Consider the following 22049-nt stretch of genomic DNA (forward strand, 5'->3'; position numbering starts at 1 on the left):
GGCCCGAGGAATCGTCGGAAACGAGCAGCGAGGGGCTTCGCCATGCGAGAAACGGTCGCCGTGAGCGAGCTGGATCTGGCGCTCGTCAACGCCCTCCAGCTGCGTCCGCGCGCCTCGTGGACCGAACTCGCGCCGCCGCTCGGTGTCACCGCGAGCACCCTCGCCCGCCGCTGGGAGCGGCTGACCGAAGAGGGACTCGCCTGGGTGTACGCGGCGCCGGGACGGGAGTTCTCGCGCACGCGCTGCACGGCGTTCGTCCTGGTGCGCTGCCGGCCCGGCACCCGTTCACGGATCGCTGAAGAGCTGTGCGAGCGGCCCGAGGCCGTCACCATCGAGCTCACCGGGCCGGGCAGCGCCGACCTGCTCATCGACGTCCTGGCCCCCGACCTGCCGGCGCTGACCCGGTTCGTGACGACACACCTCGAAACGCTGCCCGGTGTCACGGCCGTGGACTGCCTCTTCGCCACGTCGCTGTACGTGGAGGGCAGCCGCTGGCGGCTCCGTTCGCTGGACCCGTCGCAGCTGAGCGTCCTGAGCCGGGCGGGCGAGCGTCCGCCCGAGCCCGCGGCGACGCTCGAACTCGACGCGGTGGACAGGGGGTTGCTCGACTCCCTGGTCGGCGACGGCCGCCTGGGCCTCGCGGCGCTCGCCGACCACACCGGCACCAGTCCGGCCACCGTCCGCCGCCGCCTGCACCGGCTCACCGACTCGGGTGTCCTGACCCTGCGCTGCGACATGGCGGACGCACTCGCGGGGCGGCCGCTGCCGGTCTCGCTGCTCGGCCGCGTCCCGGCCCGTGACATCGCCGCCGTGCACCGCGCTCTCGCCGCGCTGCCCGAGTGCCGGCTCGTCGCCGCGGTCACCGGGAGGACGAACATCTTCGCCACCCTGTGGGTGCGCGACCTCGGCGACATCCAGCGCCGCGAGACGGCTCTGGGGGCACGTCTGCCGACGCTGGAGTTCACCGACCGGATCGTGGGCCTGCGCACGGTCAAGCGCATGGGGCACCTGCTCGACGAGGCAGGTCGCCGTGTCGGGGTGCGTCCGATCCGGCCGTGGTGAGCCCCGCCGGCACCCCGTCAGGTGGCGCGGAGCGACTCCAGCGCCTTCTCGATGCGGCGTGCCCGGGTCTCGGGCTTCTTCGCGGCCTCGATGGCGAGGACGTGCTGCCGCCTGCGGGTGTGGGAGAGGCGGTCGTAGGCGGCGCGGGCGGCCGGGTCCGCGTCGAGGGCGCGGGCGAAGTCCTCGGGCTCGGTCACGGTGCGGGGTTCGGTGTCGAGCCGCAGGTCGACCTCGACCTCGTCCCCCGTCTCGATGCCCGCTGCCTCCCGGTTGGCCTTGCTCAGACCCAGCAGGCAGCGGCCGCGCATGATGGCGACGCGGCTGCGCCAGGTGTGTCCGTTGACCGTGATGACCACGGGCGGCCGTTTTCCGCCGCCGAGTCCGTCCACGAGCTCCGCGGGCACCTCCAGGCCGTGCATCGGCTCCGGGGGTTCGACGTAGGTCCGGAACTTCATGTGCTGCTCCCGTTCTCGTGAGGACCGGCTCTCCAAGGCCGTCCCATCGGGAGCGTAGGGGATCTTGACCACCAGGCAGTGACTGCTTAGCTTCGGTCAGTGATTCGATTCGATCATCTTGTGGCCAACTCCCCCGGCCGCACACCTTGTTGTAGGGAGACGTCGAATGTGTAAGTCCTGCTGTCCCACGCCCCGTACGCCGCGGATGAGCCGCGCGCAGTTCCTGCAGCTGGCGGGTGCGGGGGCCGCCGCGGTCGCCGTGTCCGGCACCTTCGCCGGGTCTGCCGCCGCCGCTTCCCGGCCGACGAAGCCCGAGAGGCCTGGTCCCCTGCTCGTCGACAACGTGCGCGGCTACACGCTCTCGCGCGGCAAGCTGCGCAGATTCTCCCGGATGCTGCTCACCCCCGAGGGCCGGGTCGCCGCGCTCGACGTCGGCGCGGCCCCCAAGGGCATACGCCGGCTCGACGGCCGCGGGCGTGTGCTGCTGCCCGGACTGCACGACGCGCACGGACATTTGTGGGGGCTCGGCGCCCTCGCCGTCGAGCTGAACCTCGTCGGGACGCGTTCCCTGAAGGAGGCGATGGACCGGCTCGCCGCGTACGACACCGCGCACCCCGACGACGCGTGGATCCTGGGCCGCGGGTGGAACGAGGTCGTGTGGGGGCTCGGCCGGCTGCCCAACGCGGCCGACCTGGACGCGGTCGTCGACGACCGCCCTGTGTGGCTCGGCCGGGTGGACGGGCACGCGGGTGTCGCCAACACGGCGGCGCTGAAGGCCGTGGGCGTCACCGCGGACACCCCCGACCCCGACGGCGGCCGGATCGTGCGCGACGGCGCGGGCAATCCGACCGGGGTCCTCATCGACGCGGCGCAGTCCCTGGTGGAGGACAAGCTGCCCGAGCCCACGCTCGACGACGTACGCGCGCGTGCGCTCGCCGCGCAGAAGCAGCTCGGCAGCGTCGGCATGACGTCCGTGTCGGAGGCGGGCACGGACGCGAGTGGCGTCGTCGTGCTGCGGCAGCTCGCGGACGAGGGCGCGCTGACGGTCCGCGTGAACGCCTTCCTGTCGTACAAGGCGTTCACCGACATCGGCGCGGACGCCCGCACCGACTCCTACGCCGACGACATGGTCCGCATCCGCACCGTCAAGCAGTACATCGACGGCGCGCTCGGCAGCCACGGCGCCGCGCTTCTCGCCCCATACGCCGACGATCCGGACACCAGCGGGCTGCTCCAGGTGGAGCCGGAGGAGCTGCAGCGCCGCGTGGAGCAAGTGGTGCGCGGCGGCTACCAGTCGGCGGTGCACGCCATCGGCGACCGCGGCAACCGCGTCGTCCTGGACGCGTACGAGCAGACGTTCCGGCGGGTCGGTGACGCCGGGATGCGGCACCGGATCGAGCACGTACAGGTGCTGGCGCCCGAGGACATCCCGCGGCTGCGCAGGCTCGGGATCATCGCGTCGATGCAGCCGGTGCACGCCACCGACGACATGAACATGGCCGAGGACCGGATCGGGCCGGAGCGCATCAAGGGCGCGTACGCCTGGCGCACGTTGATCGACCAGGGCACGCACCTGCCGTCAGGGTCGGACTTCCCCGTGTCGTCCGAGAACCCCTTCGACGGTCTGCACGCGGCCGTCACCCGCACCGACCGGGACGGCAAGCCGGCCGGCGGCTGGCACCCGGAGCAGGCCATGACGCCGGTGGAGGCGCTGCGCTCGTTCACGCTGGAGCCCGCGCACGCCGCGCACCAGGAGCACGTCCTCGGCACGCTGGAGCCGGGCAAGTGGGGCGACTTCGTCCTCACGGACACCGACCCGTTCGACCTGCCGTCCGGCCGGGCGGTGTGGCAGACGAAGGTGCTGCAGACGTGGGTCGCGGGGAAGCGGGTGGGCGAGTACGGCGAGCTGTGACGCGCGGCGGGGTCACGCCGGGGCGAACGCCCGCCGCGCGTGCCCCAGCAGTTCGCGCAGCGCCGGGTTGTGTGCCCGCTTCCAGACGAGGGCCAGCAGCGCCGGTGTGTCGACGTCGTCGATGGCGAGGGCGGTGAGCCGGTCGCCATAAGCGGCGGCCATCGACTCGCTCAGGACGGCGACGCCGAGGCCGCGGTCGGCGAGCGCGGCGATCGAGTCCGCCGCGCTCGCCTCCAGCGCGATCGTGGGGTGGAGGCCCTGGGCCGCGCAGGCGCGGTCGAGGACGGTGCGCAGGCCGGTGCCGGGCGGCATGCAGACGATCGGGTGGGCCACCAGCTCCCGCAGTTGGACGCGCCGCTGTGTCGCCAGCGGGTGCCCGGCCGGGACCGCCACGACGAGCCGTTCGTCGATGAGGGTCAGGGAGTCGAGCCCGTCGGGGGTGGAGTGCGCGGCGCCGATGAGCGCCAGGTCGATGTCGCCCGCGCGCACACCCTCGACGAGCCGGTCGGAGCCGTCCTCCAGCAGGGAGAGCTCGACGCCGGGATGCGCGTCGTGGAACGCGGCGAGCGCGTCGAACAGCGGCGTGATGGTGCAGCCGATGACCATGCCGACGGTGAGCCTGCCCCTGATCAGTTCGGACACCTCGGCCACCGCCCGGCCGATCGTCCCGGCCGCGGCGAGGGTGGCACGGGCGTGTTCGAGCGCGGCCTTGCCCGCGACGGTGAGCGTGACGGTGCGGGAGGAGCGGTCGAACAGCTCCGCCCCGAGCTCCCGCTCCAGCTGCCGGATCTGCGCGCTGACACCGGACTGGCTGATGTGCACGCGCTCCGCGGCGCGCGTGAAGTTCCGCTCCTCGGCGACGGCGACGAAGTATTCGAGCTGCCTCAGGTCCATGACCCCAGATTCTAGTTTCCAGCGAAACCATCTGTTGGACTTCTGCTCGACGGGCGACGACGCTGAAAGCACGACAATCAGCGAAGCGCGCCGGGAGGAACCCATGCACGAGTCCGCGTACGAGAAGGCCATGCGCCCCGAGGACATCACCCGCCTGTTCGTCGAGCGCTCCAACGCGGGCGACGCGGCCGGCGTCGCCGCGCTCTACGAGGAGGACGCGGTGCTTGCCTACCCGCCCGGCCAGGAGACGGTCGGCCGGGAGGCGATCCGCGCCCTCTGGGAGAAGGTGCTGGCGAACCGCCCCCACTTCCAACCGGAACAGCCGCTGCCGACGCTGGTCAACGGCGACATCGCGCTGACCTCGACACCACCGAAGGACGGCACCGGCGCCCGCGCCCAGGTCGTCCGCCGCCAGCCGGACGGCAGCTGGCTCCGCTTCCTGGACCAGCCGGAGTTCGCACCGGCCGAGCGCTGACCACGTCGGTCCGCGCCGGCTGGGGCCAGACGCCTAGGACTGCTGAGCGGCGTGCTGCCTGCGCGGGAGCGGGACCGGCGTCTCGCTCGCGCGCATCAGCACGCAGTCGAACTCGAGCACCCGGCCGGTGCTGATCTCCCGGGTCACCGGATACATGCCGGTGACCTCGAAGCCCTCCTGCTCGTACGCGGCGAGCGCCTCGGACATCCGCGGGCTGCCCTCGTAGATTTGCAGGAGCGCGACCTCCGACTGCATTCCCACGAATTCGGAGATGCGCTCCCCCGCCCCGGCGAACACCTCGAGGTCATAGCCCTGGGTGTCCATCTTGAGATAGGGCTGCGGATTGTCGATCCCGATGAGCGCCTTGTCCATGAGTTCGTCGAGTCGGCAGACCTGGATGTCCTCGGTGCCGCCTTTGACGAATCGCTTGTAACGGGTGTTCCCATAGTCGCTGGGCGGCAGGAGTGAACTCATGGTCTGCCATTCCACGTGCATGGGCTGCACGGTGTTCACCCGGCCGAGACCGCAGGGGACGACATGCCAGTCCGGGTCGGCTTCGGCGCGTTTCCGCAGCTTTCCCAGAAACCGCGGAACCGGCTCGAACGAAACGATCCGCCCCGTGTACCCGAACTCCCGCAGCCGCGTTCCGTACTGGCCGACGTTGGCCCCGACGTCGAATACGCAGTTCACGCCGTAGGACTCGAGCATGGCGGCCACGTGACGAGCGCCGAGGTAGTCGGCCGCCGCCTTCTGGAATCCGTGCTCCTGGTCACGCGACTTCCGCTCGTCGACAATCAGCCGGGCCCCTTCGGCGAGCGCGCTGGCGGCCCACTTCCCGCCGTTGGTGACGAGGTGCGCCCCGTCCCCCAGGCGCGTTCCGGTCCACTTCCCGCGACTGGTGACGAGGTGCGCCCCGTCCTCCAGGCGGGCCCCGGTCCACTTCCGCCGGCTCCGCGCAAGGACCGCGGCTCCGGGAGCCAGATTCACGACCTGAGTGCCGGTCCGCGCGACGTTGTTGAGCAGGGTTCTGTACACGCTAGCCATACGGCCACGTTTGCAGCCGCAAGGACGGAACCCGCCGCACCGACTCGGCTGCCGCCAAATGACATCCGGCCGCCCGATCCACCTGCGTCACAGGTCAGAAGCCGCGCCATCGCGTCTTCCGCCATCGCTGGTTCACCCGAAAGAGAGCAATCCCGGTCGGTCATCACAGAAACCCGCGACCGAGCCCGCATGGCCATCGCGCCTACACCGACAGCAACGGAGCCAGCCGCGCCACCGGCGGCAGTTCGCCGCGTTCGGTCGGGGACGTCTCGAAGGCCTGGATCACGAAAGCGGCGAAGCGGCGGGAGGCCGCGACGCGGGCGGCGGGTGAGCCGGCCTGGATGCCCCGGTTGGCCATGAGCATCAGGATCAGGTCGTCCAGGACGAAGTCGGGGCGCAGACGGCCGGTGCCCTTGGCGCGACGGGCGATCTCGGCGATGGCCTTCAGCGTGTACGCGCGGTTCTCGGCGAAGTCCACGGCCTGGGGGAAGGCGGACATGAACGCCTCGGTGAAGCCGCGGTCGCGGGCGTGCATCTCGCAGGTCTCCTCGATCACGTGGCAGAACCCGTGCCAGGGATCCGGGTCGGCGAGCCCTTCGTCGACGAGCCCGCGGCACACCCGCATCTCCTCGGCGAAGGCCTCCGTGACCAGGTCCTGCTTGGTCGGGAAGCGGCGGTAGAGGGTGGCGGGGCCGACCCCGGCGCGGCGGGCGATCTCCCGCATCGGCACGTTCAGGCCGTCGGCGGCGAACACGGCGCGGGCCGCGTCGAGGATGCGCTCGCGGTTGTCGAGGGCGTCGGAGCGCAGCGTGTGAGGCAAACGTTCGGTCACCTCTCTCACTTTACTCAAACGGACGGGGGCGTCCGTTAGCGTCCGAAAGCCCCACCCCGAGACACCTGAGGAGTCATCTTGAAGGCCATCGAGATCCGGGCATTCGGACGCCCCGAGGGCATGGCGGTCGTCGACCTTCCGGCCCCGTCCCCCGCCGCAGGGCAGGTGCTGATCGCCACCGAGGCGATCGGTGTCGGCGGGGTCGACGCCCTGATCCGCAGCGGCGCCCTCGCCGCGTACGGACTGTTCGAGGAGGGACATGTGCCGGGCAGCGAGGTGGCGGGCACCGTGACCGCCGTCGGTGCCGGTGTGGACGGCTCGTGGGTCGGCCGGCGCGTATGGGCGTTCACCGGCACGGGCGGCGGTTACGTCGAACAGGCCGTCGCCCCCGTCGACGCGGTCCTCCCCCTGCCCGCGGACCTGTCCGCCGCCGACGCGGTGACGCTCGGCACCTCCGGCGTGGTCGCGCACTTCGCCCTGCGCCACGCCCACTTCGCCCCCGGCGAGTCCGTACTGGTGCGGGGCGCGGCCGGCAGCCTCGGGATTCCGGCCGTGCAGCTCGCGGCGCGCGGCGGGGCGAGCGCCGTGGCGGTCACGACCTCGTCCGTCGAGCGCGGCGAACGCCTGCGCAAGCTGGGCGCGACCCACGTCCTGGACCGCGCCGGCGCCGCCGTCGACGGCGACGGCGACGCCCCCGAGGGCTACGACGTCGTCATCGACATCATCGCCGGACCTGACATGCCCGCGTTCCTCGACCGGCTGAACCCCAACGGCCGCCTGGTGGCGATCGGCATGGTCGCGGGGCCACCGCCCGGGGATCTCGCCGCGCACATGACGGCGGATTTCCGGAAGTCGATGTCGTTCGCGACGTTCAGCGCCGACACCGTGCCCGAGGCCGCCCAACGCGCCGTGCGCACCGAGCTGTTCGCGGGTGCGCTCGCCCTGGAACCGGTGGTGCACGCCGTGCTCCCGCTGGACGAGGCCGTACGGGCGCACCAGTTGATGGAGTCCGGTGAGACCTTCGGCCGGATCGTGCTCGTGCCCTGACGAGGGTCCGTGGTTCAGCGCGCCAGCGCTCTGCCGATCTCCTCCGCCGCGTCGGTGACCTGGGCCGCGAGGTCCGCCCGGGGGTGGCCGGCCTCGGCCAGGCGGTGGGTGGCGCCCGCGATGCTGATGGCGCCGACGGTCCGGCCCGAGGCGTCGCGCAGCGGGGCGCCGATCGCGGCTCGGCCGTCCGCGTGCTCGTCGACGGCGGCGGCCCAGCCCCGGCGGCGTATCTCGTACAACTCGGCGGCCAGGGCGGCATGTTCGGTGAGGCTGCGGTCGGTGAAGGCCGGCAGTTCCTCGGGGACGTCCAGGTCGTGGTCGAAGGCGAGCAGGGTCTTGCCCACGGCCGAGACGTGGAGCGGCAAGTGGGCGCCCATGCGCAGGACTTGGGTGCTGTCGTCGGGCCGGAAGACATGGTGGACGACGAGGGCCCCGCCCTCGTGCGGGGTGGCGATCCAGACGGATTCGCCGCTGCGCGCGGCGAGGGTGTCGGCGCTGTGCAGGGAGCGGGCGCGCAGCTCGTTCGTGTCGAGGTCGCCGTTGCTCAGATGGAGCAGCGAGGCACCGATCCGGTACTTGCCGGTGGCCGGGTCCTGTGCCACCAGGCCCGCCGCGACCAGCGTGGCGAGGATGCCGTCCAGGGACTCCTTGGGCAGTCCCATCGCGCGGGCCAGCTCCGTCACCCCGAACGGCCGGGGCCCGGACGCGAGCAGCCGAAGGACGAGCGCCGCCCGCTCCACCGACTGGATCCGCTCTGCCACGCGGGCACGGTAGCCCACCGTTGGTCGGAGGCGGCCCCCGGCCCTACCTTCGTAGACGTCAAGACATCACCGGACCGACGTTTCCCGCGGAAATGAGCACCCCATGTCGAAGATCCTTTTCGTGATGACCGGCGCCGACCACTGGACCCTGGCCGACGGCACCCTCCACCCCACGGGCTTCTGGGCCGAGGAGGCCATCGCCCCGTACGACGCCTTCAAGGCGGCGGGGCACGAGATCGTCGTGGCGACGCCGGGCGGCGTGGTCCCCACCGTCGACGCGGGCAGCCTCGCGCCCGAGTTCAACGACGGGCAGGAGAACGCCGCCCGGATGGCCGCCGCCGTGTCCGACAACGCCGAACTGCGCTCCCCCGTCAAGCTGCAGGAGGTGAACCTGGACGACTACGCGGCCGTCTTCTACCCCGGCGGTCACGGCCCGATGGAGGACCTGTCCTCGGACGCCGCATCCGGCGCCCTGCTCACCCGTGCCCTGGACTCCGGGAAGCCGCTCGGCGTGGTCTGCCACGCGCCAGCAGCTCTCCTGGCCGCCACGAGGTCCGACGGCTCAAACGCCTTCGCGGGATACGACGTCGCCGCGTTCACCAACGTCGAGGAGGCCCAGGCCGGCTTCGCCGACAAGGCGCGCTGGCTGCTCCAGGACCGGCTCACGGAGGCCGGCGTGAATGTCCAGGTCGGCGAGCCGTGGGCGCCGCACGTGGTCGTCGACCGCAATCTGGTCACCGGGCAGAACCCGGCCTCCGCCGCTCCGCTCGCGGCCGAGCTGCTGAAAAAGCTGCCCTGACCACCGATCTCCTCCGCGGATGTCACAGTGGACGCAAGCGTTCCGTTCGTCTCGTGGAGGTTCCCCCCGCATGCGTCTGCTGCTCATACGTCACGGCCAGACCCCGTCCAACCTGAAGCGCCTGCTCGACTCGGCGGCGCCGGGCCCCGGCCTGACGCCGCTCGGGCTTGAGCAGGCGGCGGCGCTGCCGCGGACACTGGCCGACGAGCGGATCGACGCCCTGTACGCCTCCACGCTCGTGCGCACGCAGCTCACCGCCGCGCCCCTGTCCGAGGCGACCGGCCTCGACGTCGTGATCCGGGACGGGATCCGGGAGATCGCGGCCGGGGACCTGGAGATGCGCGGCGACGACGAGTCCGCGCAGAAGTACCTCAACACCGCGTTCTCCTGGTCGTCCGGCGACACCTCGATCCGGATGCCCGGCGGTGAGACCGGCGAGGAGACGCTCGGCCGCTTCGACTCGGTGGTCTCCGAGGCGGCCGGGACCGGAGCGGACACCGTGGCGATGGTCAGCCACGGCGCCGTCATCCGGACGTGGGCGGCCGCGCGGGCGGGCAACGTCGACGTCGCGTTCGTCGCCGCCCGCCCGCTGCCGAACACCGGCATCGTCACCCTCTCCGGTTCGCCGGAGGAGGGCTGGGAGCTCGAGCTGTGGGAGGGGCGACCGCTCGGGCAGTGAGCGGGTGAACCGCCCCTCCGGGCCCGGTTTCCTCAGGAACCGAGGACGGCCGGGTCCGGGCCCACGCGCTCGCCCGTCTCCAGTCCGGCGAGCGCCGCCATGTCGTCCGCGCCCAGCTCGAAGTCGAAGACGGCGATGTTCTCGCGGATGCGGGACGGGGTCACCGACTTCGGGATGACGACGTTGCCGAGCTGCAGGTGCCAGCGCAGCACGATCTGCGCGGGGCTGCGGTCGTGCTTGCGGGCGAGCGCGGTGACGATCTCGTCGTCCAGGACGCCGTTGCCGCGGCCCAGCGGGGACCAGGCCTCCGTCGCGATGCCGTGCTTCGCGTCGTATGCGCGCAGCTCGCTCTGCTGCAGGCGCGGGTGCAGCTCGATCTGGTTGAGCGCCGGGACGACGGAGGTCTCGGCGGCGAGCCGGTCGAGGTGCTCGGGCAGGAAGTTGGAGACACCGATGGCGCGGGCCCGGCCACTGGCGAGGATCTCCTCGAACGCCTGCCACGTCTCGACGTACTTGTCGCGCGACGGCACGGGCCAGTGGATCAGGTACAGGTCGACGTAGTCCATGCCGAGGCGGTCGAGCGAGGCGTCGAACGCACGCAGCGCGGTGTCCCGGCCCTGCTCGGTGTTCCACAGCTTGGTCGTGACGAAGACGTCCTCGCGGGCGAGCCCGGAGTCGGCGATGGCCTGGCCGGTGCCCTTCTCGTTCTCGTACAGGGCCGCCGTGTCGATGCTGCGGTAGCCGGCCTCCAGGGCGCCCGTGACCGCGGCGTGCGCCTCGTCGTCGGGTACCTGGAAGACGCCGAAGCCGAGCTGCGGCATGGTGACGCCGTTGTTGAGGGTGACCTCGGGGGTGCTGCTCATGACTCGTGTGTCCTTACGTGGTGACTCAAGTCCGGTGTCTCGTACGGCGGGCGTACGTCCCTGGAGGCGTATGCCCGTCCCCTGCAACGTACGTCTCCCCGGCGCGGGCGGTTCACGAGGGGTCAGGCGGTGCCCGTCGCGACCGCGAGGCCGAAGCCGATCAGTACGACGCCCGTGGTCCGCCCGATCGCCCGGCGCACCCTCGGCCGCCGGAACAGCGGCCCGGCCCGCGAGAGCAGCAGCGCGTACCCGGCGAGCCAGAGGACGGTCAGCGCGGCGTGGCACAGCACGAGGACGGTCATGCCCGTGGCGCGGGAGAGTTCCGGCGGTGCCAGCGTGGGGAGCAGTCCCGTGTACGACACGGCGATCTTCGGGTTGAGCAGGTTGCAGCCGAGGCCGGTCCGCCAGGGGTGTCCCGCGCCGGTGGGCCCGGCCGTCGCCGGGGCGAGGCGCGCGGAGGGGCGGTGCTGCCACAGCGCCTGGCCGCCGAGGAACAGCAGGTACGCGGCGCCGAGCAGCTTCACGACCAGGTAGGCGGTCGCGGAGGCGGCGAGCACGGCGGCCAGGCCCAGCACGCTCAGCGCTCCCCACAGCAGCAGCCCCGAGGCGATCCCGCCGACCGTCAGCAGCGCGTCCCGGGTTCCGGCGTCGACGCCGCGCCGGGTGACCAGGGCCATGTCGGGGCCCGGCGCGACGGTCAGCAGGCCGAGGACTCCGACGGCGGCGAGGAGGTGGGTCAGCATGCCGTGCCGTCGGTGGTCGCCGGCGAGATCGGCGCGCCGGTGGTCGCGTGGGGGTTCGCGGCGCTGCCCTCCGTGCTCAGCAGGACGACGACCGATGCGGGGCCGAGTCCCAGCGCCGCGCGCCGTTCCTCGGCGCCCGGCCCCGTGAGTGCCGCGCGCAGCCCCGCGAGGGGCGCGGCGCCGCAGGGCCCCGAGGACACACCGAGGTCCGCGAGGCGGGCGGCCGCGCGGGCGCTGTCGGTGTCACGGACCGCGACCGCCGCGTCGAGGCCCGCGTCCAGGTACGGCCAGGCGAGCGTGGAGGGTGTGCCGCAGTTGAGGCCGGCCATGCTGGTGTCTCCCGTGGTGACGCTGGTGGGCCCGCCGCGGGTGAGGCTTTCGAGGACGCAGGCCGCGGACTCCGGCTCCACGGAGAGCAGCGCGGGCGCGTGTCCGGAGGGACGGCTGCGGTAGTGGGTCACCACGGCCTGGGCCAGCGATCCGACACCCACGGGCACCACGACGAGGTCCGGTTCCTGGGTGCCCAGTTGCTCGTCCACCTCGGCGCAGAGCGTGGAGTAGCCCTCGACGATCCACCCCGGGATCCGCTCGTAGCCGGGCCACGCGGTGTCCTGGACCAGGATCGCGCCGGGTGCCTCGGCCGCCTCCGCCGCCCGGCGCACCGCTTCGTCGTACGTCCCCTGCACCTCGGTGACCTCCGCGCCCTCCGCGGCGACGGCCGCCACCGCCCCCGGGTGCACGCCCCGCGGAACGTACACGTGGGCGCGGTGCCCGAGCAGCCGGGCCGTGCGGGCGACGGCCCGGCCGTGGTTGCCGTCGGTGGCGGTCACCAGGGTGACCGGGCCCCGCGTTTCGGCGAGCGCGCGGTGGACGGCCCAGGACGCGCCGAGCGCCTTGAAGGCGGGCAGCCCGAGTCGGCTCGACTCGTCCTTGACGAGGAGCCGCCCGAGCCCCATCTCCTCGGCCAGTTCGGGGAGTTCGGTCAGCGGCGTCGGCGCGTAGTCGGGCAGCGCGGTGTGGAATGCGCGTACGTCTGCGGGTGCGGGCGCGCAGCGCCAGGCACGGGCGCCGGGCCGGACGATCCACGGCAGCGGGACACGGGGGAGGTCGGGATTCTCGCTCACAAGATCAGCGTGCGGTCTTCTCCTACAATCGGTCCAGCGAATGTTTTCGACCGGTACTCATCGGCACTGCCGACCATTCGGTGCAGCGGCCGGGCCGGCGCACCGAAGAGGGAGACGGGCCCCGCATGTTCGACCTGCACCGACTGCGCCTGCTGCGCGAGCTCAAGCACCGCGGCACCCTGGCCGCCGTCGCCTCCGCCCTGTCCTACGCGCCCTCCTCCGTCTCGCAGCAGCTCTCGCAGCTGGAGGCGGAGGTCGGCGTACCGCTCCTGGAGCCGGTCGGGCGGCGGGTGCGGCTGACGGAGCAGGCCGAGATCCTCGTGGCCCACACGGAGGCGGTCCTCGAACGGCTGGAGCGCGCGGAGGCCGACATCGCGGCCTCCCTCACCGATCTGACCGGCACGCTGCGCATCGCCTCGTTCCAGACGGCCGCGCTCGCCCTGGTGCCGGCGGCGCTCGGGCTGCTCCGCGACCACCATCCGCAACTGCGCGTCCACGTGACGCAGTTGGAGCCGGAGAGGGCACTCCCCGCCCTGCAGGCCCGTGACTTCGACCTGGTCCTGGCCGAGGAGTACCCCGGCGCGCCGAGCCCCCGCCCCGCCGAGCTCGACCAGGAGGACCTGCTCGACGACCCGCTGCACCTGGCACTGCCGCACGCGATCGCGTCCGCGCACACCGGCGAGGGACCGACCGCGGCACTGCGCGCCCTGGCCGACCACCCGTGGGTCCTGGAGCCGGAGGGAACGGCCGCACGGCACTGGGCGATGACGCTCTGCCGCGACGCGGGCTTCGAGCCCGACGTGCGCTTCGAGACCACGGACCTGTTGCTCCACCTCCGCCTCGTCGAGCAGGACCACGCCGCCGCGCTCCTCCCGGATCTGGTGTGGAACGGCCGGACCCCGACGGTCGCGCTGCGCCCCCTCCCCCGCGGGCAGCGCGCCCGCCGCGTCTTCACCGTCGTACGCCAGGGCCGCCGCCGGCACCCCGCCGTCCTGGCGTGCCGGGAGGCGCTGCGCACGGCGTTGACACGTTGACGTTTCGTGCTCAAACATGGGGCAAATCAAGCATGCTCTTGCATAGTGGCAGCACTCGGTCCGGGTTCCATACGAACAAAGGACATGAAACGTGCACGCTTCACCCCGAAGTGGCGACACCCCCTGGCTCACCGCGAAGGTCGCCGAGGCGATGGGCACCCGGGACACCATCACGTGGGTGCCCACCGGGGCGTTCGCGAACTCCGCGGAGGTGCGGGTACCGAGGTATCCGATGACGGCGATCGAGGGCAAGGACACCAGAGAGCTGACACTGTCGGCGGTGCGCGGCGAGCAGGTCTCCGCGCAACTCGCCATCGCCTCGGGCACACCACTGCGCGGCGTATCGGCCCACGTCGGCGAAGTGACCGGGCCGAACGGCGTCCGGCTCGGCGGGGACCCGGCCCGGCGCGCCCAGGTGCGGTTCGTGAAGTACGTGCCCGTGCAGCGCTCCAATTCGGAGCTGGAGTGGTCCGCCACCATCGACCAGGTGACCTCCTCCACCGAGGTGTCAGGCGACCGCAACCCGGATGTCGTGGGCGACGCGCTGGAAGAGCGGTCCGCCGTCGACGTCCCCGCGTACGCCGCACAGCCGTTGTGGTTCACCTTCCGCATCCCCACGGACACGCCGGCCGGCACGTACCAGGGCACGGTCACCGTCACCGCGAACGGGAAGACCCATGCCGCCTACCCCCTGACCATCGAGGTCGCGGACGTGACGCTGCCCGATCCGGCCGACTACCGGTTCTTCCTGGACGTCTGGGCGCAGCCGGACACCATCGCCGAGGCGCACCACGTCGCGCCGTGGTCGGCGAAGCACTGGGAGCTCATCGACACGTACAACCGGGACCTGGCGAGCCGCGGGCAGAAGGTCGTCAACACCACCGTCGTCGACAACCCGTGGCACTACCCGTGGCCGCTGGGCGGGCCGAAGTCGCAGACGGCGACCCCGTACTCCAGCATGGTCGGCTGGAGTTGGGACGGCGACCGGTTCCGCTTCGACTTCGACCGCTGGGACACGTACGTCGCCGCCGCCGAACGAGCCGGGCTCGGCCCGGACATCGGCGCGTTCTCCATGCTGGCCTTCCAGGGCAAGGAGCACCTGACCTACGTCGACTCCCGCACCGGCGAGAAGGTGTACGAGAACGTCGAGTTGGGCGGCGAGCGCTGGCGCGAGGCGTGGGGCGCCTTCCTGCGGGCGTTCGAGGACCATCTGCGGGACACGAAGCGCCTCGACCGCACGTGGCTGTCCTTCGACGAGCGGCCCGTCGAGACCATGAAGGTCGTACGGGACTTCGTGCACGAGGTCGCGCCCGCCTTCGACCGGCGCATCTCGGTCGCCGGGTCCATCAGCACGGAGCCGATCGCCTCGAACCTCTCCGTCGACTGGGGCGGCATCGACAAGATGACATCCGAGAAGATCGCGGAGCGCCGCAAGGCGGGCAGGATCACGACGTTCTACGTGTACGGGGTGCCGGACCACCCCAACACCTTCTCCTGCTCGCCCGCGATCGAGGCCCGGATGCTGCCGTGGATCTCGGCCCGGCGCCAGCTCGACGGGCTGCTGCGCTGGTCGTGGAACAGCTGGACCTCCGACCCGTTCGAGGAGCCGGTGCACCTCTTCACCCAGGGCGACGAGTATCTCGTCTACCCGGGGGACGACGGTCCGATGTCGAGCATCCGGTGGGAGCAACTCAAGGAGGGCATCGAGGACTTCGAGCTGATCGCGCAGTTGCGGGACAAGCTCGCGGACACGGGCGGCGGCGGTGACAGCGACGCGCTGAAGGCCGCCCTCGACCTCGCCACCAGGAACCTCGACGGCCGCACCAAGGACGTCACCGACATCGAGCGGGCCAGAGCGGCCGTCATTCGGGAGTTGACCTCGTGACCGGATCCACCCCGCAGCACCCGGACCGCCCCCGGCTCAGCCGCAGACGGCTGTTGTCGAGCACGGCGCTCGTGCTCGGCGCCACGGCCGCCCTGCCCGCGCCGGGCGCGCCCGCCTTCGCGGCCACCGGCGGCGAGGGCTTCGACACCGGACCCGCCGACGCGGCGCTGCGCCGGCTGCTCCCGCGCCACCACGACCAGGTCACCTTCCGCCCGTCGAAGGGTGGGGGCAAGGGCGACCGGTTCCGGGTCTCCGGCACGCGCGGGCACATCGTCGTCGAGGGCACGACCCCGGCCACCCTCCTCGCCGGTCTGCACCGCTATCTGCGCGATGTCGCCCACGCCTCCGTCACCTGGAACGGCGAGCAGCTCGACCTTCCGAAGCAACTGCCCGCCCCCACGGAGGGGTTGGCGGCTTCGGCGAACGTCTCCCACCGGTTCGCCCTCAACGACACCAACGACGGCTACACCGGCCCCTACCGTGACTGGGACGCCTGGCAGCGGGAGCTGGACGTACTCGCGCTGCACGGCTTCAACGAGGTCCTGGTGACGACCGGCGTGGAGGCCGCCCACTTCGACACGTTCCGACGGTTCGGTTACTCCGAGGCCGAGTTGCTGGCGTGGATCCCCGCCCCCGCACACCAGCCGTGGTGGCTGCTGCAGAACATGTCGGGCTTCGGTGGCCCGATCAGCCGCCGCCTTCTTGAACGGCGCGCCGACCTCGGGCGCAAAATCGCCGACCGCGTACGGGAGTTGGGCATGACGCCGGTGCTCCCGGGCTGGTTCGGCACCGTGCCCGACGGCTTCCCCGAACGGGTCGACGGAGCGGAGGTCGTCCCGCAGGGCACCTGGAGCGGGTTCCAGCGCCCCGACTGGCTCGACCCTCGCACCAAGGCCTTCGCCGACGTGGGCGCCGAGTTCTACACCCGGCTCGACGCCCGGCTCGGCGGCACCTCGATGTACAAGATGGACCTGCTGCACGAGGGCGGCCGCCCCGGCGACGTGCCGGTCGGAGAGGCCGCGCGGGCCGTCGAGACGGCCCTGCGCACGGCACACCCCGGTGCCGTGTGGGCGATCCTCGGCTGGCAGAGCAATCCGCGCCGCGAGATCCTCGACGCCGTCGACCGCGACCGGATGCTGATCGTCGACGGCCTGTCCGACCGGTACGCCACGGTGACCGACCGGGAGAGCGACTGGGGCGACACCCCGTACGCGTACGGCAGCATCTGGAACTTCGGCGGGCACACCGCGCTCGGCGCCAATACCCCGGACTGGGTGGAGAGTTATCCGCGCTGGCGGGACAAGGACGGCAGCAGGCTGTCCGGGATCGCCGCGATGCCGGAGGGGGCCGACAACAACCCCGCGGCGCTCGCACTGCTCGGGGACCTGGCGTGGACGGCGGGCAGGGTCGATCTGGACGACTGGTTCGGGCGGTGGGCGGCGGCCCGCTACGGCGGCGCCGACCGGCACGCGGCCGCCGCCTGGCGGGTGCTGCGCGAGACGGCGTACGGGATGCGCCGCACCGACTCCTGGAGCGAGCCGCCCGACGGGCTCTTCGGGGCCAGGCCCGCGCTGAACGTGAAGTCGGCCGCCGCGTGGAGCCCGCAGTCCGAGCGCTACGACACCGCGGCGTTCGACCGCGCCCTGACCGAACTCCTCGACGTGGACGAGGGGTTGCGGAACAGCTCCGCCTACCGGCACGACCTGCTCGACGTCGCCCGGCAGGTCCTCGCCAACCGCAGCCGGGTGCTGCTGCCGCAGATCAGGGCGGCGTACGAGGTCCGGGACGCGACGCTGTTCGGGCAGCTCACGCGGACGTGGCTCGACTGGATGAAGCTCCTCGACGACGCGCTCGCCACCTCGGAGCAGCATCTGCTCGGCCGGTGGCTCGCCGAGGCCCGCGCCTGGGGAGCCGATCCGGCGGAACAGGACCGCCTCGAGTACGACGCCCGGTCGATCGTCACGACCTGGGGCGACCGGGAGGGCAGCGACGCGGGGCTGCGCGACTACGCCAACCGGGAGTGGTCGGGCCTGGTCTCGGGCCTCTATCTGCCGCGCTGGCGCAGGTACTTCGCCGAGGTGTCGAAGGCGCTCGCCGAGAAGCGCGAGCCCGCCGGGATCGACTGGTTCGCGATGGACGACGAGTGGGCGCACGGGCACGAGACGTACCCGCGGCGCCCCTCGGGGTCGATCGAGCGGCTCGCGCGCCGGATCCACGACACCCTCGCGGGCGCCGCACACCAGGCCACACTGACCGCCTCCGTCGCGCACGCCGCCGTCTCCGCGGAAGAGCCGGTCACCGTCGAGGTCACGTTCGCCAACCGCAACGGCCTCGCGCCCGCGCGCGATGTCACCCTCACCCTCGACGTGCCCGACGGGCTGACCGCCCGCGCGCAGGGTCCGGTCACCGCGGCCGAGGTGGCTCCCGGCGGGGAGTTCACCGGCCGCTTCACGGTGTCGCTCACGGGCGCGGTGGAGGAGCTGGTGCTCCAGGTGCGTACGGATGCCGCGTACCGGATGGGCACGGCGCGGGGCGCGGCGGTCGACGCGGTCCGGCTCCTGGCAGGCACCGGGGTCGAGGACCCGTACCGGACGGTGTCGTTCAACGACGCGGTGTTCGGGCAGTCCGGCGAGGCCTTCGCCATCGAGGGCGGCGGCGCCGATCTGTGGGGCGGGACGGACGAGTTCGGCGCGGTATACCGCCCCGGCCCCCTGACCGACGGAGCCTCCGCCTCCGTCCGGGTCACGTCCCAGGACCGTACGGGTGGATGGGCCCGCGCGGGCCTGATCGTGCGCAACGACCTGAGCGCGAAGGGGAGTTCCGGGTACGTCAACCTCGCGGTTACCCCGTCCAACGGCTGCGCGCTGTCCTGGGACGCCGACGGCAACGGCCGCCTCGACACCGTCGCGACGGCGGGCGGCTCGGTGACCGCACCCGTTCACCTGCGGCTGACCCGCCAAGGCACCACGTACAAGGGCGAGTTCAGCACGGACGACAGGACGTGGACGACGGTCGGCACGGCGGCCCCCGCGGGGGTCGCGGCGGGCGGGCAGGACGTGGGCGTGTTCATGAGCGCGGTGAACGGCGGGAGCGGCGAGCGGGGCATCGCGACGTTCGACGCGCTCCGGACCGCATCGAGCCCGTCCGGCGATTGACGTACCGTCAGCGGTCCAGGAGCGGCAGCACCCGGGAGCCGAGAAGCTCGACGCCCCCGTCGTCCGTGAGGCCGTGCGGTGTCCCGAACTCGACGCGGGACGCGCCCGCGTCGATGAGCGACTGCGCCTGCGCCGCGACCTGTTCCGGCGTGCCGGAGAAGGCGAACAGGTCGAGGAGGTCGTCGGGGATCAGCCTCCCGGCGCCGGCGGAGTCGCCGCGGGCCAGCCGCTCCTTGACGCCCGCGAGGAGTTCGGCGGGCACGTCGACGGTCGGGTCGAGCTCGGCCACCACCGCGAGGTACATCGCGACCTCGGTCCGGGCGTGGGCCCGCGCCCGCGCGCCGTCCTCGTCGACGACCGTGACGGCGCCGACCACGATGCCCACGTGGTCCGCCGGTTCGGCCTCGGGGCCGCCCGCGATCCGGCGGCGCATCACGTCGACCATCGCGGGGTTCGCCGAACCGCCGATCTTCAGCTCGCCCGCGACGCGCCCGGCAAGGGCCGCCGTGCGGGCGCCCCACGTGCCGATCAGCACGGGAACGTCCGGGCGCTCCGGGCGGTAGCGCAGCCGCGTCCCCGGGGCCAGCCGGAACACCTCGCCCTCGTACCCGTCCGCCGAGCCGGAGAGCAGCGCGCGGATCAGCCCCACCGCGTCCCGGATGTGCGCCAGCGGCCGCGGCTGGCCGATGCCGACGTCGCCCAGCCACGTACCGCGCGCGAGACCGACGTAGGCGCGCCCGGACGAGGCGAGGTCGAGGGCGGCGACCTGGCCCGCGATCTCGTAGGGGTGCATCGAGTACGGGTTCCAGCAGGCGGCGCCGAGCCGTACGCGGCGCGTCGCGCGGGCCATCTCCAGGAGCGGGAAGATCGGCGGCTGGTACATGAGGTCGCCGAAGACGGAGAGCACGTCGAAGCCGTGGTCCTCGGCGCGGGCGGCGAGCCGGGCGTAGTCCTCGGGACGCTTGTCGCTCTGCAGGCCGAGCCCGATCTCGACCTTGCGGTCCGTGGCCGGGTGGGGCGCGTCCGTCACGTCAGGTCCTCCGTGTTCAGGCGACACCGCGCCGTGCGGTCGATGCGCATGATGAGTCGTTCTTCGGGGTCGGGGCAGCACACGAGGGTGTCCCGTTCGAGCCAGTCGCCCGCGGGCAGCGCGCGCTGTTTGGCCGGCAGGAGCGGGAGCACCGCCTGCAGCGCGTACACGCAGAAGTGGCGTCCCTCGGGGATGCGCAGGTGGGCGCTGTCGACGAGTTCGAAGTAGTCGCCGACCTCCATGCCGCACACGGAGCGGCCCTCGATGCGGTCGACGGTGACCCTCAGGTCGTACAGCTCGGTGACCAGTTCCCCGGCGTCGTTCTCTGCGTCGTTGTCGCTCATGCGACTCCCGTCCTCGTGCTTTCTGTCGGTGGCTCGCAGTCCGCCGCCGAGAGGGCCAGGCCCACCCGCACGGCGTCCTCCTTCGGTCTCGGCGTGACCAGGCTGACGGCCAGGACCACCACCGCGTTGATCGCCATGGCGATGAGGCCCGGTTCCCATTCGGGCAGGTGGGCGGCCCAGTAGTCCTTGGCGAAGGGCGCGAGCAGCGCGGTGAACCCGGCGACGAGGCCGAGCAGCACACCGATCGCGGACGTCCGGCGCCACAGGAAGACGAGGACGACGGCCGGTGCGAGCATGCCGATGGCCGAATAGGCGTTGAGCAGGATGTCGACGAGGGACTGGCTGCGGCCGATGGTCAGCCACACGGCGACCGCGGCGAAGCCGATCATCGAGAGGCGGGAGACGAGCAGCGTGGTGCGGTCGGAAAGGCCGCGGCGCGCCACGGGGCCGACCACGTTGCGCGCGAACAGGACGCCGGACGTCAGCAGCAGCACGGAGCCGGGCGCGAGCGCGAGCAGGAAGCCGGTGCCGGCGACAAGCCCGACGATCCAGGCCGGGTAGCTGTCCGAGACGAACTGCAGCAGCGCCGCGTTGAGGTCGCCGCCCGCCGGTTTCGTCCCCGCGACGAGGGCCGCGAAGCCGAGCAGGATGACGAAGAAGTACGCGAGCGAGTACAGCGGCTGCCAGATGGCGTTGCGGCGGATCGCGGTGCCCGACGCGGCCGAGTAGGAGACCTGGAACAGGTGCGGGAACACCCAGTTGCCGAGTGCCACGTTGAGCGCGGAGGTCATCAGCCACGTCGAGGTGGTCGGGGACGCGGGGTCGATGCCGGGGAACTTCCCGATGCCCGGGTGCTGTTCCTCGGCGAGCCGGAAGATGTCGAACAGCGAGGACGCGCCGACCTTGCCCGCCACCGTGACCGTCAGCAGCACGACGACCACGACCATCAGGATGTCCTTGACCCCCGCGGAGAAGGCGGCCGAGCGCAGCCCCGCGAGGAAGACGAACGCCAGCATGACCAGCGCCCCGATGAGGACGGCCGCGTCCGACGACACCGAACCGCCCAGCGTGAGCCGCACGATGAGACTGAGGCTGACCAGCTGGATCTGTACGTAGACGACGAGGGCCGCGATGCCGACGAGTGCGGTGACGACGCCCAGCCAGGGCGCGCCGAAGCGGGCGGCGAAGAAGTCGGCCTGCGTGATCAGCGCGTGCTTGCGCCCGGCCCGCCAGATCTTCGGCATGAGCCAGTAGCCGATGGCGTAGCTCAGGGAGACCGAGGTGAAGGCGAGATAGGCGGGGGCGCCCATCGCCCAGGCGTAGCCGGAGATGCCGAGGACCGCGAAGGTCGTGTAGACCTCGCCGGCGTTCATGAACCAGAACAGGACGGTGCCGAAGCGGCGTCCGCCGACGGCCCAGCCCGACAGGGTGGTGGCCGGGGCTCCGCTGCTCGCGCGGCGGCCGAAGCCGATCGCGCCGACGACGGTGCCCACGACGATCGCGAGGACGAGTGCGAGTGTCACGAGGCCTCACCGTCGGACTTCGTGTTCTCGGCCCGCGCCGGTTCGGTGAGTTCGAGGAACCGGGCCTCCTCCGCGTCCACGCCCGCCCTGCGGTCGAGGCGGAAGACGAGGGCGATGACGGCGGTCGAGGCGAGGACGCCGAGCATCTGCCACAGCATCGGGAAGGGGATGTTCAGCGGCGCGAGACGCACCCCGTTGACCACGGGCACGAGCGCGACCTGCCAGACGAACGGGAGGACGAGCAGCCAGCGGTGGGCCGTGGGAGGCCTCGGTACCGTCGATGCCATCGCATCCCCTACGTGTCGGATCGGGTCGGGACTGGAATTGAGCACCTCCCGCGTGCAGTCTGGCTGCACACGGGAGGGCGATCCGAGACGCTAAGCTCCTG

At 72.3% G+C, this 22049-nt stretch carries 21 protein-coding genes; 9 read left to right on the forward strand and 12 right to left on the reverse strand.

Features of this window, described 5'->3' with window-relative positions; genetic code table 11:
* The first annotated feature begins 42 nt into the window (after positions 1-42).
* Positions 43-1062, forward strand: coding sequence for an Lrp/AsnC family transcriptional regulator (locus ACZ7L4_RS25935; protein WP_472106087.1), 1020 nt, complete (start codon positions 43-45; stop codon positions 1060-1062).
* Positions 1063-1079: 17 nt separating this feature from the next.
* On the opposite strand, the gene ACZ7L4_RS25940 is transcribed toward ACZ7L4_RS25935, so the two are convergent.
* Positions 1080-1517 (reverse strand): YdeI/OmpD-associated family protein, encoded by a 438-nt coding sequence (locus tag ACZ7L4_RS25940; RefSeq protein WP_472106089.1) that lies wholly within the window; start codon positions 1515-1517, stop codon positions 1080-1082.
* Between the two features lie 205 nt (positions 1518-1722).
* On the opposite strand from ACZ7L4_RS25940, the gene ACZ7L4_RS25945 reads away from it, so the two are divergent.
* The gene (locus ACZ7L4_RS25945; protein ID WP_472106091.1) at positions 1723-3429 is read left to right on the forward strand and encodes an amidohydrolase; all 1707 of its coding nucleotides are present in this window, start codon (positions 1723-1725) and stop codon (positions 3427-3429) included.
* A gap of 12 nt (positions 3430-3441) precedes the next feature.
* On the opposite strand, the gene ACZ7L4_RS25950 is transcribed toward ACZ7L4_RS25945, so the two are convergent.
* The gene (locus ACZ7L4_RS25950) at positions 3442-4323 is read right to left on the reverse strand and encodes a LysR family transcriptional regulator (protein ID WP_472106093.1); all 882 of its coding nucleotides are present in this window, start codon (positions 4321-4323) and stop codon (positions 3442-3444) included.
* A 103-nt stretch (positions 4324-4426) separates the two neighbouring features.
* On the opposite strand from ACZ7L4_RS25950, the gene ACZ7L4_RS25955 reads away from it, so the two are divergent.
* Positions 4427-4798: a YybH family protein gene (locus tag ACZ7L4_RS25955; protein ID WP_472106095.1), complete on the forward strand. Its 372-nt coding sequence runs from the start codon at positions 4427-4429 to the stop codon at positions 4796-4798.
* 33 nt (positions 4799-4831) lie between these two features.
* Here the strand turns inward: ACZ7L4_RS25955 and ACZ7L4_RS25960 are convergent, their stop codons facing one another.
* Positions 4832-5842, reverse strand: coding sequence for an FkbM family methyltransferase (locus tag ACZ7L4_RS25960; RefSeq protein WP_472106097.1), 1011 nt, complete (start codon positions 5840-5842; stop codon positions 4832-4834).
* Between the two features lie 202 nt (positions 5843-6044).
* Complete coding sequence (locus tag ACZ7L4_RS25965) at positions 6045-6674, reverse strand: TetR/AcrR family transcriptional regulator (protein ID WP_472106099.1); 630 nt, start codon at positions 6672-6674, stop codon at positions 6045-6047.
* Positions 6675-6752: 78 nt separating this feature from the next.
* Between ACZ7L4_RS25965 and ACZ7L4_RS25970 the strand changes: the two genes are divergently transcribed.
* Positions 6753-7721, forward strand: coding sequence for a zinc-dependent alcohol dehydrogenase family protein (locus tag ACZ7L4_RS25970; protein WP_472106101.1), 969 nt, complete (start codon positions 6753-6755; stop codon positions 7719-7721).
* Positions 7722-7735: 14 nt separating this feature from the next.
* On the opposite strand, the gene ACZ7L4_RS25975 is transcribed toward ACZ7L4_RS25970, so the two are convergent.
* Positions 7736-8482 (reverse strand): IclR family transcriptional regulator, encoded by a 747-nt coding sequence (locus tag ACZ7L4_RS25975; protein WP_472106103.1) that lies wholly within the window; start codon positions 8480-8482, stop codon positions 7736-7738.
* A 103-nt stretch (positions 8483-8585) separates the two neighbouring features.
* Between ACZ7L4_RS25975 and ACZ7L4_RS25980 the strand changes: the two genes are divergently transcribed.
* On the forward strand, positions 8586-9281 hold the full coding sequence (locus ACZ7L4_RS25980; RefSeq protein ID WP_472106104.1) for a type 1 glutamine amidotransferase domain-containing protein: 696 nt from the start codon (positions 8586-8588) through the stop codon (positions 9279-9281).
* Between the two features lie 70 nt (positions 9282-9351).
* Positions 9352-9960 (forward strand): histidine phosphatase family protein, encoded by a 609-nt coding sequence (locus ACZ7L4_RS25985; protein WP_472106106.1) that lies wholly within the window; start codon positions 9352-9354, stop codon positions 9958-9960.
* A 32-nt stretch (positions 9961-9992) separates the two neighbouring features.
* Here the strand turns inward: ACZ7L4_RS25985 and ACZ7L4_RS25990 are convergent, their stop codons facing one another.
* The 3 genes from ACZ7L4_RS25990 to ACZ7L4_RS26000 form a co-directional block, all read right to left on the reverse strand.
* A complete protein-coding gene (locus tag ACZ7L4_RS25990) occupies positions 9993-10823 on the reverse strand; it encodes an aldo/keto reductase (RefSeq protein WP_472106107.1) in 831 nt (276 codons plus the stop codon).
* A 122-nt stretch (positions 10824-10945) separates the two neighbouring features.
* A complete protein-coding gene (locus tag ACZ7L4_RS25995; protein WP_472106109.1) occupies positions 10946-11566 on the reverse strand; it encodes a LysE family translocator in 621 nt (206 codons plus the stop codon).
* Positions 11560-12690 (reverse strand): pyridoxal-phosphate dependent enzyme, encoded by a 1131-nt coding sequence (locus ACZ7L4_RS26000; RefSeq protein WP_472106111.1) that lies wholly within the window; start codon positions 12688-12690, stop codon positions 11560-11562. The genes ACZ7L4_RS25995 and ACZ7L4_RS26000 overlap by 7 nt, the downstream gene beginning before the upstream one ends.
* A 125-nt stretch (positions 12691-12815) precedes the next feature.
* Here ACZ7L4_RS26000 and ACZ7L4_RS26005 point away from each other — a divergent pair, with 125 nt between their 5' ends.
* The 3 genes from ACZ7L4_RS26005 (at position 12816) to ACZ7L4_RS26015 (ending at position 18764) form a co-directional block, all read left to right on the forward strand.
* On the forward strand, positions 12816-13724 hold the full coding sequence (locus tag ACZ7L4_RS26005) for a LysR family transcriptional regulator (RefSeq protein ID WP_472106113.1): 909 nt from the start codon (positions 12816-12818) through the stop codon (positions 13722-13724).
* A 91-nt stretch (positions 13725-13815) separates the two neighbouring features.
* On the forward strand, positions 13816-15609 hold the full coding sequence (locus tag ACZ7L4_RS26010) for a DUF4091 domain-containing protein (protein ID WP_472106115.1): 1794 nt from the start codon (positions 13816-13818) through the stop codon (positions 15607-15609).
* Positions 15606-18764 (forward strand): alpha-N-acetylglucosaminidase TIM-barrel domain-containing protein, encoded by a 3159-nt coding sequence (locus ACZ7L4_RS26015; protein ID WP_472106117.1) that lies wholly within the window; start codon positions 15606-15608, stop codon positions 18762-18764. Before ACZ7L4_RS26010 ends, ACZ7L4_RS26015 begins: the two co-directional genes overlap by 4 nt.
* 7 nt (positions 18765-18771) lie before the next feature.
* Here ACZ7L4_RS26015 and ACZ7L4_RS26020 read toward each other — a convergent pair whose 3' ends face one another.
* The 4 genes from ACZ7L4_RS26020 to ACZ7L4_RS26035 are packed head-to-tail and all read right to left on the reverse strand — an operon-like array spanning position 18772 to position 21948.
* Complete coding sequence (locus ACZ7L4_RS26020; RefSeq protein ID WP_472106119.1) at positions 18772-19794, reverse strand: LLM class flavin-dependent oxidoreductase; 1023 nt, start codon at positions 19792-19794, stop codon at positions 18772-18774.
* Positions 19791-20138 carry a TIGR04076 family protein gene (locus ACZ7L4_RS26025; RefSeq protein ID WP_472106121.1) on the reverse strand — a complete coding sequence of 116 codons (348 nt, stop codon included), beginning with the start codon at positions 20136-20138 and terminating at the stop codon, positions 19791-19793. Before ACZ7L4_RS26025 ends, ACZ7L4_RS26020 begins: the two co-directional genes overlap by 4 nt.
* On the reverse strand, positions 20135-21661 hold the full coding sequence (locus ACZ7L4_RS26030) for a sodium:solute symporter family protein (protein WP_472106123.1): 1527 nt from the start codon (positions 21659-21661) through the stop codon (positions 20135-20137). The genes ACZ7L4_RS26025 and ACZ7L4_RS26030 overlap by 4 nt, the downstream gene beginning before the upstream one ends.
* Positions 21658-21948, reverse strand: coding sequence for a DUF3311 domain-containing protein (locus tag ACZ7L4_RS26035; protein WP_472106125.1), 291 nt, complete (start codon positions 21946-21948; stop codon positions 21658-21660). The genes ACZ7L4_RS26030 and ACZ7L4_RS26035 overlap by 4 nt, the downstream gene beginning before the upstream one ends.
* Between the last annotated feature and the right edge of the window lie 101 nt (positions 21949-22049).

The sequence above is a fragment of the Streptomyces sp. NPDC107575 genome, from assembly GCF_055657265.1.